Origin of the sequence: Microbacterium sp. NPDC087591 (assembly GCF_044743625.1) — a bacterium.
GTDB lineage: Bacteria > Actinomycetota > Actinomycetes > Actinomycetales > Microbacteriaceae > Microbacterium.
Genome location: NZ_JBIUWU010000002.1, coordinates 781,936 through 797,105, shown reverse-complemented (window position 1 = coordinate 797,105; position 15,170 = coordinate 781,936). Strand labels below are relative to the sequence as shown.

Genomic DNA, 15,170 nt, shown 5'->3' with positions numbered 1-15,170 from the left:
AGATGGAGCAGCTCGATGAGCAGCTCGCCGAGCAGCGCGCGGAGACCCTGCGCGCCGGTCTCGCCGATTACGACCTGGACGACGAGGATGCCGCGCTCCTCGCCGGCATCACGATGGGCGAGGACGGCATCCAGTTCATGCCGGCGCTGCCCGTCGTCGCGATCGTCGGACGGCCGAACGTGGGCAAGTCCGCGCTGGTGAACCGCATCCTCGGACGTCGCGAGGCCGTCGTGGAGGACACCCCCGGTGTCACCCGCGACCGCGTGACGTACAAGGCCGAGTGGGCGGACCGCCGATTCTCGCTCGTCGACACCGGCGGCTGGGAGCCCGACGCCCGCGGCATCGACCGTTCGGTCGCGATGCAGGCCGAGGTCGCGATCGATCTCGCCGACGTGGTGCTGTTCGTGGTCGACGCGATGGTCGGCGCCACGTCGACCGATGAGCACGTCGTGAAGCTGCTGCGCAAGAGCGGCAAGCCGGTGTTCCTCGTCGCGAACAAGATCGACGACGCACGCCAGGAGCCGGAAGCCGCAGCTCTGTGGAGCCTCGGCCTCGGTGCGCCGCACCCGGTGTCCGCGATCCACGGTCGCGGTGTCGCCGACCTGCTCGACGCCCTGCTGAAGAAGCTTCCCGAGATCTCGGCCGTCGCGAAGGCCGAGATCGGTGGACCGCGCCGCGTCGCGATCCTCGGTCGCCCGAACGTCGGAAAGTCCTCGCTGCTGAACAAGGCGGCGGGCGAAGAGCGCGTCGTCGTGAACGAGCTCGCCGGCACCACGCGCGACCCTGTCGACGAGATCGTAGAGCTCGGCGGCAAGCTGTGGCGCCTGGTCGATACCGCCGGCATCCGTCGTCGCGTGCACATGGCACAGGGCGCGGACTTCTACGCCTCGCTGCGTACCTCTGCAGCGCTCGAGAAGGCGGAGGTCGCCGTCGTGGTGCTTGACGTTTCCGAGACGATCAGCGAGCAGGACGTGCGCATCATCGACCTGGTGCTGGAGTCGGGCCGTTCGCTCGTGCTCGCGTTCAACAAGTGGGACCGTCTGAACGACGACGACCTCGAGAACGCCGACCGTCGTCGTTACCTCGAGCGCGAGATCGAGCAGGACCTCGCGCACGTCGCCTGGGCGCCGCGCGTGAACATCTCCGCCAAGACGGGCCGTCACCTCGACAAGCTGGTGCCGGCACTCGAGACCGCGCTGGAGAACTGGGATCGTCGTATCCCGACTGGCAAGTTCAACGCGTTCCTCGCCGAGCTCGTGGCCGAGCACCCGCACCCGCTGCGTGGTGGAAAGCAGCCGCGCATCCTGTTCGGCACCCAGGCGTCGACGCGTCCGCCGACGTTCGTGCTGTTCACCACCGGGTTCCTCGACCCGGGTTATCGCCGGTTCATCCAGCGCCGCCTGCGCGAGCTGTACGAATTCGACGGCACCCCGATCGTGATCAACATGCGCGTGCGCGAGAAGCGCCAGCGCTGACCTGTTCCGGTCTATGACCGTCCGGATGCCGTGTCGCCGATGCTGTGAAAGGCTGGGGGAGTGACGATCGTTCCTCCAGCCCCCGGTGAGCCCCGTCGTCCTGAGGGGCCGCGTGATCCGGGCGATGCCTGGGTGATCGCGGATTCCGGTGAGCGGTACTGGGGGCGCTTCGGCGCCGCCGGTCTGCTGGTCGTCGACGCTGAGCGCGGTGTGCTGCTGCAGCACCGGGTGGCGTGGAGTCACTTCGGCGGGACCTGGGGTCTGCCCGGTGGTGCGCTGCATGAGGGCGAGAGCGCCATCACCGGTGCGCTGCGCGAGGCACAGGAGGAAGCCGGTGTGCCCGACGGCGCGGTGCGTCCCCGGCTGACCAGTGTGCTGGACCTCGAGATCTGGTCGTACACGACCGTGGTCGCCGATGTGCAGGTGCCGTTCGACCCGGTGATCAGCGACCCCGAGAGCGTGGCCCTCGAATGGGTGCCGATCGACGAGGTCGATGCTCGCCCGCTGCACCCGGGGTTCGGGAGTGCGTGGCCGACATTGCGTTCTCTGCTCGCTGTGCGCCCCTCGCTCGTCATCGACGCCGCGAACGTGGTGGGTTCGGTGCCGGATGGATGGTGGAAGGATCGCGCCGGTGCTGCCGGACGTCTGCGCGCAGAGCTCGCCGGCCTTTCTGTGCCGGCTGCGGCGTTCGGCGTCGGCGGCACGCGATGGTTCCCTCAGATCGCTCTCGTGGTCGAAGGCCAGGCGCGAGCGGTGGAGGATATCGCGGATGGTGCCGCGGATGGTGCCGCGGATAGTGTCGCGGTCGTTCGCGCAGCGGGCGAGGGCGACGACGCGATCGTCGACGAGGCGTCACGCCGCGTGGCCGAGGGCGAGGAGGTTCTCGTGATCACGAGCGATCGAGGACTGCGCGCACGCGTGGAAGAGGTGGACGCCCGCGTGGAATCGGCCGGATGGCTGCGGGGGTTGCTCGCGGGCTGAGCGTGCGGGACTTTTCGCGGGTAGTGGCGCCGGGGGCTTCTCACGGGAGAGGCGCGTGGGGCGGCTCGCGGGCAGTGGCGCGCGGGGACTTCTTAAGGGAGAGGCGCGCTGGGGACGGCTTGCGGGCAGTGGCGCCGGGGACTTCTTACGGGAGGCGCGCGGGGCGCCTTGCGATTTGAGAGCCAGGGTCCGTTCAGACGAACATCACTCGTCGTGGTTGCCGGTCCTGATACTCGTTACCCAGAGGACTGATCCAGACGATGCTCCCGTCAGGGCGAGCGCGAGCGCTCCATCGGTGCCGCTCGTCGACGTCGGGATGCTTGAGTGCATGATGACCTGTGCAGAAGTGGCTCAGATTGTCGAGTCTGGTTCTGCCACCTCTGGCATGGTCATGGTTGTGGTCGATCTCGCAGCGGTGCACCGGCATACGGCATCCGGGGAATCGGCAGTGCTGGTCGCGGGCGCGGAGGAACCGGCGCATTCCCTCGGTCGGCGTGTAGGTGTCGGTCTCGGTGACCATACCCTCGGCGTCGAGGAAGAGTCTGCTCCAGCCGGTGTTGCGCCCAGCGAGCCCCCGTGCGATGTCGGGGTGGATGGGGCCGTGTCCGTCGAGCTCGGCCATGCGGTCATCGATGCCGGCGAGAGCGGTGGCGGCGACGGTGACCTGGATGCGGGCCTGGATGTTGTCGAGTCCGCTGCCGTGCGCTTCGCCGGGGTCTGCGGCGAGCAGGAGATCGGTGAAGACGTCCGCGCGGATCTGATCGAGTGTGCGGGTGTCGGCGGGGATGTGCTCGACGTCATCACTGTGCGCAGGGTCGTCAAGGGGGTCGGTGAGCCCGGCGAGCGGATCGGTCGTGAAGGTGTCGTACTCGCCGAAGATCGCGAATGAGGGATCGTCGAGCGCGATGTCTTCGGGGCGAATGAGGTCTTCTGCGTCCGGCTCGAGGGGATCGAGGACAGGCTCTCGGTCGGCGCGCGTGCGAGTGATCTGCCGAGCCAGCTGCGTGAGCCGATCTTGGATCGCCACGGCGAGCTCCTCCGGGAGCACGGCGGTCAGCAGGGCGAGACCGTCGTCGAGTGAGCGCACCTGCACGCACCGTTCCTCTGCGGCGCGCGCATGGCGGTCTCGGATCGATTCGCCGACGAGCGCGGCGGCGACCTGGCGCGCATGCGCGCGCGTCCGCGCTGGACTGTCTTCCTCGGCGACGACGAGGACAGCGGTCTCGAAGAGGGCGAGCGTCGTGGCATCCACCCGGCCGTTGCGCACCGCCTCGCTTACGAGGGCCCCCGCCCGGGCGATCTCGCGCACGTGGGCGGCGGTGATCGCTCCTCGGGTGAATGCGTCGCGTACGGCGGGGAAGTAGTCGTTCAGCGCTTGCGCATCAGCGAATGCGAACTCGATGGACCCCTTCGAGACGTGTCCGGCCGCCGAGTACTCCGCGATCATCGACCGGTAGATCGCGTCGCGGTGGTAGGGGCTCTCTGCGACATCGTCGTCGTGGATACGTGCCCGCTCGCTGAGCAGCGTCGCCGAGGCGGCTTCCAGCGTCGCGATCTGCCTCCGGACCTCGAGCCACTCGTCGAGGAGTCGACGACGCTCCTCGGGGTCGTGGTGCGGATCGGTAGCTTCGGACATGACTCCATTTTAGAACAAATGTTCGAATACGGGAAGAGCTAATCGAAGAATATATCGCTCTCCGGCGCGCTGCGTCCGCGGAGTTTGTCGATGTCGCGGCGTTCTCTCTTCGTCGGACGGCCGGCACCGCGATCGCGCAGTCCGAGGGCGGCCTGGGGTTCGCGTTCCGGTGTGCGGTCATCGAAGGCGAGGGCGGCGACGGGTGCCCCCACGCGCTTGACGAGCAACTGGCGCACGATGAGGATCCGGTCGAAGCCGGAGATGCGCACGCGCACCTCGTCGCCCACACGAACAGGTTGCGCGGCTTTGGCCTTGTCGCCGTTGAGCCGGATATGCCCGGCGCGGCATGCGGTGGTGGCCGCTGACCGCGTCTTGTAGGCCCGCACGGCCCAGAGCCAGCTGTCGATGCGCACGGACCCGGTCATGCGACGCCACGCTTTCGCAGAACGAACAGTGCACCGGCGACGATCAGCCCTTGGCCCAACGTGTAGGTGAGCATGATCGTCGGGCTGCTCCACGCCGGCAGTGAATCCGGGAGGAAGAGCCGGAAGGCGAGGATGGTGTCGCTCGCGAGGAAGAAGGCGCCACCGGTGGCGATCAGGGGGTGGCAGCGTGCGGAGAAGGCTGCGGTGCCCGCGAGCACGAGTCCGTAGACGGCGACGGCGATGAGCAGCCCTCCGGTGTGCGGGCCCAGCGCGAGGAGCATCCCGATCCACCAGGCCGCGTAGACGAGTGCCCACCACGGGAAAGAGCGTTGCGCGAGGTGACGAGCGAACAGCGCGATATATGCCAGATGCGCGATACCGAAGAACCCGAGCATCAGCGGGAGCTCAGGGACGGTCGGGAACAGGGTGCCTGCGCTATCACCCAACCAGGAGAACAGGAGCGCGGCGAGCAGGAGGACCATCGCCGATCGCGGTCTCAGCCGGGATGCGGCGATGGCCACCGGAATCGCGAGCAGAGGCATCAGCAGCAGCTTCGTCGGGCCCGCGAGAGGACTTGCGGTCGCCAGAAGGATGACGTGCGCGACCGAGACGATGACGTACGGCGCGAACGACCAGGTGAGCGGCGAGGCCGAGGCGCGGCGCCGCATCTCGTCCTCGTGTGGTCGGCGCACGCGCCCGCTGGGGATGCTCACGACTCGACGGTGACCTGGGTGATGCCGCCCTCTGCGCCGAAGTGGACGGCCGGCCAGTAGCCCTCGGGGAAGTGGGATCCGCAGGTGTCGGTCAGGTGGAGGATGACGGTGCCATCCGCTTCCACCTCGATCGTCTCGAGCGCGAGATCGGTGGCCGCGTCGTCGAGCTCGGACGGTTCGGGCTCGCCCTGGCTGAACTCGGTGACGACGGCATCCGATGCCCGGCGGCGACGCGAGGGCAGCTCGGAGATAGCGTCCTGAAGGCGGGGGAGGAGCGCTCGTGCTTCTTCGGGGCTGGTGGCCTCGAGCATGAGCTCGAGCTCCGTGCCCTCCGACGACACGGAGCCGACGTACCAGTCGTGCGTGAGCACAGTGCCGTCGGTCATCTCGGTAGACGCGCGAGTGAAGATGCCGAGTTCGGGGTGCTCGATGGTCGGATGCTCGTCGCTCATAGCTCCACGCTAGTGGTCATGGTCATCGGGTCAGATCCATCGTCACGAGGGTGCGCCCTGGCTTCAGTTCTGCCGTCTCGATGAAGCCGGCGGTGGTGAACGTGTTGAGCGTGCCGTGGAACAGGTCGTTGGCGCGCTTCTTCTCGCCCGCCGTGTCGACAGGGTACCCCTCGATCAGACGTGCACCCGATTCGCGGGCGTAGTCGACGGCCGCGCGGAGGAGTTCGCGATTGAGGCCAGCGCCGCGGTGTTCCCGGCGCACCACGAAGCACGACACGGCCCATACCGATTCGTCGTCGAACGGCTCGGTGGTCGCGGCGGCGATCATGCGCGTGCGGGGGATGCGGGCCTGGCGGGTGCGCGGGCCGATACGGATCCATCCGGCAGCTTCGCCGTCGACGTAAGCCACGATGCCGGGAGGCGGCCCTGCATCGATCTCCTCGTGGAACATCTGCGTGCGCTGCGCAGTGGTCGTCTGATTCCAATCCTTGTTGCTCAACACTGGCCAGATGCATTGGCAGCTCGCCCCGTCACCCCCGCCGGTGAGGGCGTGCTGCACGTCATCCCAACGGGCCGCCGTGGCTACCTCGGTCCTGATCGTCACCATGCACGGCACGCTACGCGGGGCATCCGACACTCGCAACGGCCCAGTTCGCGGAGCGCCGCCGGGTCAGGCTAAGATAGGGGAGTTGCCTGCGCGAGAGTGCAGAACAACGGGCTGTGGCGCAGCTTGGTAGCGCACTTGACTGGGGGTCAAGGGGTCGCAGGTTCAAATCCTGTCAGCCCGACCGCAAAGTCCCGGAAACTCAAGGGTTTCCGGGACTTTTTTGGTTGTGAGATTTGATCCGGTCATCGAAAACCCATCTAATTGACCCTGTTTTCCGCTGGTTGAGCGAGCACAGCGAGTCGAAACCAAGGCCCGCACTGAGGTCTTCCCCGGTTGCTGCCGGCTCATGTGGCTTTGGCGCCGCACCTGTTCGGTATGGATACCGAACGCAGCACCGCAGACAACCCCTGGGGTCTCGAGCCCCTGCTCGACGTGAACGAGCTCGCCGGGTATCTCGGTGTGCCCGTGTCGACGGTCTACGACTGGCGCACCCGAAGCCTCGGTCTGCCTGCATATCGCTTCGGCAAGCATCTGAAATTTGCCGTCTCCGATGTGCGGATCTGGATCGAGCAGCAACGCGATCCCGAACCGCCCTCGCCACCGAGCGGGAGGTGACCCGATGAGCCGCCAGCGCCTGACCATCGGAACCTTCGGAGAGATCGGCTATCTGCCAACTGCCGCCGGACGGATCGTCGCACGGGCCCGCTATCGCGATTGGGATGGCAAGACGCGGCTTGTCCAGGCCACCGGCGAGACCCGGAAGGCGGCGGAACGATCGCTGAAAGTGAAGCTCGCCGATCGCAGCCTCTTCCAGCCCACGTCGTCGGTGTTGACCCCGGACAGCCCGTTTCCCGATCTCGTCACCTACTGGCTCGAAGACCTGGACCTGGAAGATCGGCTCTCGAAGCGAACCCGGCAGTTGTACGAGCGAAACATGCAGACCCTCGTGATGCCCGCCTTCCGCAACCTCACCCTGCGAGAGATCGGCGTCGCCCGCTGCGATCACTTCCTCAAACAGCTCACGAAACAGAGTTACAACCGCGCTAAGCAGGCCCGCGTTGCCCTCCGTCTGGCACTCGGCCTTGCCGTGCGGCACGAGGTGCTGCCGCGCAACCCGATGGATCACGTCGCCCGCCTGCATCGCCCGGCGAGCACTCCGAATGCGCTGACACCCTCGGAGGTGAATGCGATCCGCACGGCGATCGCGTTCTGGGAAGCCGGGCGATCACCGTCAGGCCCGAAGCCGGACGGACAGCTCGGTGCAATCGTCGAGGTCATGCTCGGAACTTCCGCCCGCATCGGCGAGGTGCTCGCCATTCGTCGCCGCGACATCGACATCACTAGTGCGACGCCCTCGATCCGTATCGCGGGAACGATCGTCAGTCATCGTGGCGAGCCCACCATGCGGCAGGATCATCCGAAGACCGCGAAGTCGCGCCGTACGGTCGCGATCCCGTCCTTCACGGCGGAGGCCGTCCGGCGGCGCTTGGTGAGGCGGGATGACTCCTCGCCGGATGCTCTGCTGTTCAACAGTCGAGAGGGGACACCGTTGACGACGAACAACGTGCGCCGCCAACTCCGGCACGTGATGGACCTCACTGGAATCGCTGGAGTCACCCCACACATGTTCCGCCGCACGGTCGCGACCGCGATCAACGAGCAAGCTGGCGTCGACCTCGCCGCCGAGTTGCTCGGACACACTGATCCGAAGATCACCATCCAGCACTACATCCGCCGCAACGAGATGGTGAACCCCATCACCGCTGAACTGCTGGACCGCGCTTTCGCGAAGGACGAACGATGAGCACATCGGCTCTAGCCAACAGAAACACAGCCAGATATCATGGATGTGTAATGGTTCCCGTCGGAATGGAGGTAAGCATGGATACCGCGACGCTGCCCGATCTACTCCGCTACGGAGATCTCGACAGGCACGGTTTAACCCGCCACCGCTTCGACCGACTGATCGAGGAGGGCGAGTACGAGCGCATCGCCGCCGGGCTGTTCCTCCGGATCGGCAGCACCGACGACACCACGGCCGCATGGATGGCGATCGCCACGAAGAAGCCTGAGGCGACGATCTGCCTGCTGTCGGCGCTCGCGATACATGACCTGACCGACGAGATCCCGACACGCAGCGACATCGCCATCCCCCGTGGTGCCCAGCCTTTGGTGATCCAGCATGCTCCGATCGCTTGGCACCGATTCGACACCGACACGTTCACAATCGGCCGTACCGAGCACGCCCTGCCTGGAGGTTTGTCGATTGGGCTGTACTCACCGGAGCGAACGATCATCGACCTCTTCCGCCTCCGCCACGATTGGGGAAGCGATCTGGCCATCGGTGCCCTTAAGCGATGGCTTCGAGGACGCGGCAACAGCCCGGCGATGCTGTCGGCGATGGCCGAGTCGTTCCCGAAGGCGCGCCCGGCGTTACAGAACGCCTTGGAGATTCTGCTGTGAGCCCTAATCCGCAACACGGCACCCCCGCAGGTGACGCGACCTTGGCGATCCAGCGACTTGCTCGCCAGACGGCCGGCGACGTGCAGGAGTTACAGACGCTCTACGTGCTCGAGGCGCTCCTGGCTCGGCTCGCCGCATCCGAGCATCGCGACGACTTCGTCCTCAAAGGCGGCGTGCTGCTCGCGGCTTTCGCCGTTCGTCGATCGACCAAAGACATCGACCTTCAGGCAACCGGCGTCGAGAACGACGAGAGTGACGTTGCGGAACGGCTTCGGGAAATCGTCACCATCGACCTGCCCGACGGCGTGATCTTCGATCCGGACAGCATCACTGCCTCGACCATCCGTGACGATGACGAGTACGCCGGGATCCGCGTGAAGCTCGTCGGCATACTGGGCCGTGCACGATTGACCGTCGGCATCGACGTGAACTTCGGCGACCCCATCTGGCCGGCACCACGACTCATCGAACTCCCTCGCATCGTTGCGCTCGATCAGCCACCGGTCGAGATACTCGGCTACCCGCTGACGATGGTCCTCGCCGAGAAGATCGTCACTGCCATCGACCGTGGGCCTGCCAACACTCGCTGGCGTGACTTTGCCGACATCTACACGCTTGCGCGAGTGCACAGCGTGCCGGCTGATGACCTCGTGGCGTCCCTGAGTGCAGTAGCGGAGTATCGCCGAGTGGCCCTGAAACCCCTGCTTCCAGCACTGGACCGGATGCCGCAAGTCGCCCAGCCGAAGTGGCGCGCCTGGCGCACCCGTGTGCAGCGCGTCCACGAATTGCCCGAACAGTTCGCGGATCTTCTTAGCAATGTTTCGGCCTTCGCTGACCCGGTACTCGTTCAGTCTGCGGCCGGGGCTTGGGATCCTGCTTCCAGGCGCTGGGAGCCCATCACGCGCTAGGGCCTCGACTGCGGGGGCCATCCTCGACGGGAGTGGAACTGCCGGATGGCAGGAACTGGGCGAGGTCGACTCCGTTGCGAACGAGGCCTTCAGCGACGCCTTCGAGAAGTCTCAGAAGCTCCGGATTATGTGTGCTGAGGAACTCTTCGAATTTGCGTGAATCCTCAGCAGTGGGGTGTCGGCGACTCATCTTCATCTCCTTGGTCGAACGTTCGATGCGGGGCGACAGCTCGCCTCCAAGACGGATAGGTATGGCCTGCCAGCCCAGGGAATCTGGAGGTTCTCTTGAGCAGTTGGGCGGGGGTTCGAGTCTCGTCAGGGGCACCTGAGGTGCGCTATGCGAAACGCGCAGAGGCATGTAGAAGAGCAAAGGTTCGTTTCGCGTAGGGTCCACTCAAATCAGCTGTGCGAACACCGCCGCTGGTCGCTTCAGCAGGACAGGATCTCTAAGACCTCAGCGCGCATCTCCACGCGCAGATTCTCGTTGGCTGGGCCGATGAGGATACGGCTGAACAGTGTGTTGTTCATCTGCTTCCGCGCATCCGACGTAACGGCGAGGTAGCGCGCGTGAGCGCCATCGAGGAGATCAAGGACGTCAGTGATTCGCCGCAGGATGGAAGCGACATCCTCGCTGAGGCGTTCGCGTTCTCCTGCGATCCGGGCCAGCTCCTGCGATAGCTTCTTTTGTACCTTGGTGAGAATCTCGCGGGGGATACCATCCGAGTAGTAGAGGTCGAGCAGCTTCGCCTGGCGTGACGCGAGTACGTCAGCCTGTTCGTCGAGTTGGGCCAGTCTCTGTTCTGTGTCGCACGCGTCGCGGTCGAGAGGCCGTTGATGAGACTGTTCGATCTGTTGTCGCCGTGCGCTGGAGATCTCAACCAGTGAGTACGCTTCTTCTACTCGGCGTTCAACATCCGCGATCGGGAGTGCCTGCTGCGTGCGTTTGGGTACCGTCTGCCTTCCGGAGCAGACGAAATAGTCATAGATGCGCCCGCTCTTCGATCGGGCCTTGTGGACGAGGAGTCGCCGGTGACAGTTGAAGCAGTAGATCGTGCTCTTGAGGTAGTGCGTGTGGATGCGACTGCGTTCGCCATTGCGTCGAGCCTTGAGGAGTCGCTGCACCATATCCCAGGTGGATGCAGAGACGAGCGGCTTGTGTGACCCGGCGTGCTGGGCGCCGTTCATCGTGACGATGCCCTTGTAGTACGGGTTGGTCAGCACGCGGTGGAAGCTCGTGACCGTGGGAGCAGCGGATGGTCGTGATGGCGTCGAGCGCGTCCGCAAGCCTCGCTTCTCCAGTGCGAGAACGAGTTGGGCGACGCTCCAGTTACCCGTCGCGTACGTTTCGAATGCCCAGGCGATGTGTGGAGCTCGATCCGAGTCAACGATGACGGTTCGGTACTCTTGTCCGTCATCAGTCTGGAGCCGGACATTGAGATAGCCGATCGGTGCGCGACTCGGAGTCCCACCCTGGATGACTTTCTGCCGCATACCCTTCATGACTTCTTGCGCAAGGTTGCGTGAATAGAATTCCGCGATCGATGCCATGATCCCGTGCAGCAGCACACCGTTCGGTGTCGTGTCGATCCCCTCTGTAGTCGAGACGAGACGGGCACCTGCAGCATGAACCGCCTGGCTGATCGTGATGTCGTCAGCACGTGATCGGGCTAGGCGGTCGAGCTTGTGGACAATGAAGTAGTCGACAGGATGCTCTCTCAGGTAGGCGAGCATCCGTTGAAGCTCCGGACGGTTTGTACTCAGCCCAGATTGACCGCGGTCGACAAACTCGGCAGAGATGAGAGCACTCAGCCCATGTGCCTGCTTCCTGTTCGCCTCGCGCTGGGCAGGGATTGAGAAGCCGTCTCGCTCGCCGTTTCGCTCCGCTTGGCGCGCAGTGGATACGCGGATGTACGAGACGGCCGACAGCGGCGAGAACGCAGTATGGATAGAAGTTGGAACGTGGGAGGGCTTTAGAAGATGAGTCATTCAGTCAACGTTGGCGCTCCCATGCCCAAGGAGCGGAAGGGCACGTGCACTGGCTCATGCGTGTCGTCTGGTCGCGGCGATCCACATGCTGGAGAATCAGAGGGATGTCTGACGAACTGTAGGTGACCGCGTCACCGATAGGAGGTACCCGGTGACAAGCTCATCTCTCGCAAAGCCACCTTCAGCGAACGAGCAGAGCGCCCGTCGCCGGCCGTTCTCGTGCAACGCAAGCCATGTCTCTGCCGTAGCCAACGGGCGATGGCATCACTGGCCAAAGCGGATCGGGAGACAGCGATGAGAACCGCATCCGTATGGGCGACGGAAAGCGCTGTCGGCAAGAACATCATCAGACAGTTGTTGGTTCCGGCCCACGACTCACTAATCCTCAGCGAAGACGAAACAGAGACCGCCCGTAGCCAATACGGCGAATGGTCCACGGCTTCACCAGATCAGACTCAACCTGATGGCGGAATAGCTGCCGTACTACCGATCGACAAGGCCGAGGGCGTGATCGAATGGATCGGCGAGAGAGACCCGATCCCTGCAGAGAAGATCCTCGACTCCTTTGAGGGCGCGATAGGGTTCACCGCCTATGACCGACCACACAGCCTGCGCCGTCCACAGATCGGTGCTCTGCACTCCATCCTTGGCTACCAATCATCAGGCCTCACTGAGCCAGGAACCGTGGTCATGCCGACGGGGACCGGCAAGACAGAAACTATGCTCGCGTGGCTGGTCGCGCGACGCCCGGAACGAGTCCTCGTAATCGTTCCCTCGTCCGCGTTACGGGAGCAGCTCGCGTCGAAGTTCGAGACGCTCGGCATTCTTCAACAGGAAGGAATAGTCGGCCCGGGCGCGCTCAGACCACGAGTAGGACGAGTCTCTGGCCGATTCGACAGCGAAGAAGACGCCGCCAGCTTCGCAGCTGCCTGCAACGTTGTCATTGCGACTCCCAGCGCTATCAACGCCTCAAGCGAATTGGTACGCCGGGCCTTCTTCGCGGGGTTCACGCATCTTCTGGTCGATGAAGCACACCACGCTCCAGCTCGCACCTGGACCGAAATCATCCGCGCCTTCGCTGACCGCCCTGTTCTTTTGTTCACTGCGACTCCCTATCGGCGTGACGGACGCACGCTGCCGGGACGTGTGATCTTCCGCTTTCCGCTACGAGAGGCGCAACGAGAGGGCTACTTCAGCAAAATCGACTTCACTGCCGTCCTCGATCTCGATGACGACGACGAGGCACTCGCTAAGGCCGCGATCGCCCGGCTACGAAGTGACCTGGCCGCAGGACATGAACACCTCCTGCTAGCACGTGTCGATACGAAGTCGAGAGCTGACGAAGTCCATGCGTTGTATTCGCGGCTAGCACCGGACCTCGCTCCGAAAGTGATCTATGACTCGCTTGGAGTAAGAGATCGAACCGCAGCTATACGAGCGATGCGCAACCGTTCCAGCCGCGTGATCGTGTGCGTCGATATGCTCGGCGAGGGCTTCGATCTGCCGACACTTAAAGTCGGCGCGTTCCATGATGCGCACCAGTCTCTGAGCCCTATGGTCCAGCTCATCGGGCGGTTAGCAAGGACATCGTCTCCAGTTCCGATCGGCGAAGCGAGCGTCTTTATACGCCAAGACCCTAAACAAGCACTCTCTCCACTCCGGTTCCTCCTCCGAGAAGACCCGGATTGGAACAAGGTCCTCAGTGACATCACCGAGCGTGCGACCGAACAAGCTGATGAACTCAGCGACTTTGAAGCGTCGTTCATCGAGACACCGCCCGACGTTCCCGTCGGCCTCTTGGAGCCAAAAATGAGCGCGCGAGCGTTCAGGGCCACAAACTTGGATTGGGATCCACTCGCGGCGCGGCGCATCTATGGAGATAAAGTCTTGGACGGACTTGTCAGCGTCAACCAAGACAACAGCATCGCGTGGTTCGTAATCGAGTCGATCACTGACCTTAGATGGGGCGATATTCCTTCCATCCGTGCCACTGACTACGCACTCATTGTCCTGTTCCTCGATCGGTCTCAGGGCCTCCTCTATGTTCACTCATCTGACACGAAGCGCGGCCTGGATGATCTCGTGGAGGCGGTTCTTGGGCACGAGCCCATACCGGTCAACGGATTCGACACGTTCAAGGTGTTCGCTGGACTCGACCGTCTCGTGCCAACGAACATTGGCCTACTAGACGCCCGGGATCGCGATAAGCGGTTCTCGATGCACGTCGGAAGCAACGTCGAGACAGCGCTGACGGAGGCAGAGCAGAGCAACAAGACCAACACCCACGTCGCTGCCAAGGCATTCCAGGACGGCGAACGAGTCACCATATCCGCGGCACTTTCGGGCAGATTCTGGTCGATGAGGGCTGCGTCCAACCTCGTTGAGTGGCGTCGTTGGTGTCACGACCAAGGTACGAAACTTCGCGATAGCTCCGTTGACGTCCGCTCTCTGTTCCGCGAGATGATCATTCCGATCGACGTGAAGGAACGGCCTCCTCACCCGTTCCTGGCGGTCGAATGGCCGTGGGATCTGTATCTCGGGGCAGGTACCTCGTCGCGCGTCGTGTACGACGGCTCGGGCGTTCTTCTCACCGACGCGGATTTGAGAGTTGACGACTACGGCGCCGTCGGTCATCTTCTCTTTTCGGTAGTCACCCCAAACTGGGAACTCGCGTACGAAGGACGGTTCAGCGAGAGAGGTATTCACTACCGCGCAGTAGCCGACGATGCCACGGTCGAAGCCGGACGCGGGACCAGTTCACCACTGTCTACGTGGTTGAACAACCACAAGCCGACGCTGCTGCTCTCTGGCGATCGGCTGATTACGGGAGATGACCGGCTTCTTGAGCCGCGCACCGAACTCGCCCCATACCCCCGGGAGAACTTGCGCACTCTCGACTGGGCGGCAGGTGGCGTGAACATCACGGTCGAGTCGCAAGGCCGTGAGCGCAGACAAGACTCGATCCAGGCATTCATGGCCCGACACCTCTCGGAGAACCAGACCTTCGATATCCTCATCGACGACGACCGATCTGGTGAGGCGGCCGACCTCGTTGGGCTCCGAGTTGAGGGCGGGAATCTTCACGTCACCCTCGTGCATTGCAAATATTCATCGAGACCAGAACCCGGATCGCGACTTGCCGATCTCTACGAAGTGTGCGGGCAAGCGATGCGAGGAGCTCGGTGGCGAGACAAGGCCGCACTGCCGCTTCTCGAACACCTCGATCAGCGGGCCGGCGGCTACGAACGCAGCTTCGGCGGTTCGGCGTTCGAGATCGGCGATCGAGAGGCACTGTTCAAGATCAGACAGCAAGCGCCGCTGCTGTTCCCACGCTTCACGACGATCATCGCTCAGCCAGGCCTGAGCATCGAGGCCTCAAGCGTCGAGCAGCTTCGACTGATTGCGGGGGCAGCTTCATACGTCCAGGCCGTCACCAAGGGAGGTTTCGAAGTGTATGGATCGCGATGAGAATTCGAGACTGTCAATGGGTTTCCGTAGAAGAACGGCTTTCAGCAAGTCCTTCG

At 64.0% G+C, this 15,170-nt stretch carries 13 protein-coding genes and 1 tRNA gene; 8 read left to right on the top strand and 6 right to left on the bottom strand.

Annotated features, from left to right (window positions below):
* Positions 1 to 2 precede the first annotated feature (2 nt).
* A complete protein-coding gene (gene der / locus ACIOVG_RS14430) occupies positions 3 to 1,475 on the top strand; it encodes a ribosome biogenesis GTPase Der (RefSeq protein WP_247630657.1) in 1,473 nt (490 codons plus the stop codon).
* Between the two features lie 60 nt (positions 1,476 to 1,535).
* Positions 1,536 to 2,456: an NUDIX domain-containing protein gene (locus ACIOVG_RS14425; RefSeq protein ID WP_400874698.1), complete on the top strand. Its 921-nt coding sequence runs from the start codon at positions 1,536 to 1,538 to the stop codon at positions 2,454 to 2,456.
* Between the two features lie 193 nt (positions 2,457 to 2,649).
* Here the strand turns inward: ACIOVG_RS14425 and ACIOVG_RS14420 are convergent, their stop codons facing one another.
* From ACIOVG_RS14420 to ACIOVG_RS14400, 5 genes are read right to left on the bottom strand one after another with little or no spacing between them, the layout of a single operon-like run.
* The gene (locus tag ACIOVG_RS14420) at positions 2,650 to 4,092 is read right to left on the bottom strand and encodes a DUF222 domain-containing protein (RefSeq protein WP_400874696.1); all 1,443 of its coding nucleotides are present in this window, start codon (positions 4,090 to 4,092) and stop codon (positions 2,650 to 2,652) included.
* A 38-nt stretch (positions 4,093 to 4,130) separates the two neighbouring features.
* Positions 4,131 to 4,517, bottom strand: a complete 387-nt coding sequence (locus tag ACIOVG_RS14415; protein WP_400874694.1) for an RNA-binding S4 domain-containing protein — start codon at positions 4,515 to 4,517, stop codon at positions 4,131 to 4,133.
* Positions 4,514 to 5,230 (bottom strand): lysoplasmalogenase, encoded by a 717-nt coding sequence (locus tag ACIOVG_RS14410; protein WP_400874691.1) that lies wholly within the window; start codon positions 5,228 to 5,230, stop codon positions 4,514 to 4,516. The genes ACIOVG_RS14415 and ACIOVG_RS14410 overlap by 4 nt, the downstream gene beginning before the upstream one ends.
* Positions 5,227 to 5,682, bottom strand: coding sequence for a hypothetical protein (locus ACIOVG_RS14405; protein WP_400874688.1), 456 nt, complete (start codon positions 5,680 to 5,682; stop codon positions 5,227 to 5,229). The genes ACIOVG_RS14410 and ACIOVG_RS14405 overlap by 4 nt, the downstream gene beginning before the upstream one ends.
* Before the next feature lie 22 nt (positions 5,683 to 5,704).
* Entirely contained in the window at positions 5,705 to 6,289 is a 585-nt protein-coding gene (locus tag ACIOVG_RS14400) for a GNAT family N-acetyltransferase (RefSeq protein WP_400874685.1), read from the bottom strand.
* Positions 6,290 to 6,396: 107 nt separating this feature from the next.
* On the opposite strand from ACIOVG_RS14400, the gene ACIOVG_RS14395 reads away from it, so the two are divergent.
* From ACIOVG_RS14395 to ACIOVG_RS14375, 5 genes are all read left to right on the top strand, one after another.
* A tRNA-Pro gene (locus ACIOVG_RS14395) sits at positions 6,397 to 6,470 on the top strand.
* Positions 6,471 to 6,664: 194 nt separating this feature from the next.
* Complete coding sequence (locus ACIOVG_RS14390; protein ID WP_400874683.1) at positions 6,665 to 6,904, top strand: helix-turn-helix domain-containing protein; 240 nt, start codon at positions 6,665 to 6,667, stop codon at positions 6,902 to 6,904.
* Positions 6,905 to 6,908: 4 nt separating this feature from the next.
* A complete protein-coding gene (locus ACIOVG_RS14385) occupies positions 6,909 to 8,093 on the top strand; it encodes a tyrosine-type recombinase/integrase (protein WP_400874680.1) in 1,185 nt (394 codons plus the stop codon).
* 77 nt (positions 8,094 to 8,170) lie between these two features.
* Positions 8,171 to 8,752, top strand: coding sequence for a hypothetical protein (locus ACIOVG_RS14380; RefSeq protein ID WP_400874677.1), 582 nt, complete (start codon positions 8,171 to 8,173; stop codon positions 8,750 to 8,752).
* Positions 8,753 to 8,793: 41 nt separating this feature from the next.
* Positions 8,794 to 9,660 (top strand): nucleotidyl transferase AbiEii/AbiGii toxin family protein, encoded by an 867-nt coding sequence (locus tag ACIOVG_RS14375; protein WP_400874674.1) that lies wholly within the window; start codon positions 8,794 to 8,796, stop codon positions 9,658 to 9,660.
* 429 nt (positions 9,661 to 10,089) lie between these two features.
* Here ACIOVG_RS14375 and ACIOVG_RS14370 read toward each other — a convergent pair whose 3' ends face one another.
* On the bottom strand, positions 10,090 to 11,646 hold the full coding sequence (locus ACIOVG_RS14370) for a recombinase family protein (RefSeq protein ID WP_400874671.1): 1,557 nt from the start codon (positions 11,644 to 11,646) through the stop codon (positions 10,090 to 10,092).
* A 258-nt stretch (positions 11,647 to 11,904) separates the two neighbouring features.
* On the opposite strand from ACIOVG_RS14370, the gene ACIOVG_RS14365 reads away from it, so the two are divergent.
* Positions 11,905 to 15,114: a DEAD/DEAH box helicase gene (locus ACIOVG_RS14365; RefSeq protein ID WP_400874669.1), complete on the top strand. Its 3,210-nt coding sequence runs from the start codon at positions 11,905 to 11,907 to the stop codon at positions 15,112 to 15,114.
* Positions 15,115 to 15,170: the final 56 nt, after the last annotated feature.

What these genes read in the sequence shown, in the direction of transcription:
- ACIOVG_RS14365 (WP_400874669.1), top strand. Translation starts at nt 11,905, where the DNA reads ATGGCATCACTGGCCAAAGCGGATCGGGAGACAGCGATGAGAACCGCA.
- der (WP_247630657.1), top strand. Translation starts at nt 3, where the DNA reads ATGGAGCAGCTCGATGAGCAGCTCGCCGAGCAGCGCGCGGAGACCCTG.
- ACIOVG_RS14390 (WP_400874683.1), top strand. Translation starts at nt 6,665, where the DNA reads ATGGATACCGAACGCAGCACCGCAGACAACCCCTGGGGTCTCGAGCCC.
- ACIOVG_RS14405 (WP_400874688.1), bottom strand. Translation starts at nt 5,682, where the DNA reads ATGAGCGACGAGCATCCGACCATCGAGCACCCCGAACTCGGCATCTTC.
- ACIOVG_RS14385 (WP_400874680.1), top strand. Translation starts at nt 6,909, where the DNA reads ATGAGCCGCCAGCGCCTGACCATCGGAACCTTCGGAGAGATCGGCTAT.
- ACIOVG_RS14420 (WP_400874696.1), bottom strand. Translation starts at nt 4,092, where the DNA reads ATGTCCGAAGCTACCGATCCGCACCACGACCCCGAGGAGCGTCGTCGA.
- ACIOVG_RS14380 (WP_400874677.1), top strand. Translation starts at nt 8,171, where the DNA reads ATGGATACCGCGACGCTGCCCGATCTACTCCGCTACGGAGATCTCGAC.
- ACIOVG_RS14415 (WP_400874694.1), bottom strand. Translation starts at nt 4,517, where the DNA reads ATGACCGGGTCCGTGCGCATCGACAGCTGGCTCTGGGCCGTGCGGGCC.
- ACIOVG_RS14400 (WP_400874685.1), bottom strand. Translation starts at nt 6,289, where the DNA reads ATGGTGACGATCAGGACCGAGGTAGCCACGGCGGCCCGTTGGGATGAC.
- ACIOVG_RS14370 (WP_400874671.1), bottom strand. Translation starts at nt 11,646, where the DNA reads ATGACTCATCTTCTAAAGCCCTCCCACGTTCCAACTTCTATCCATACT.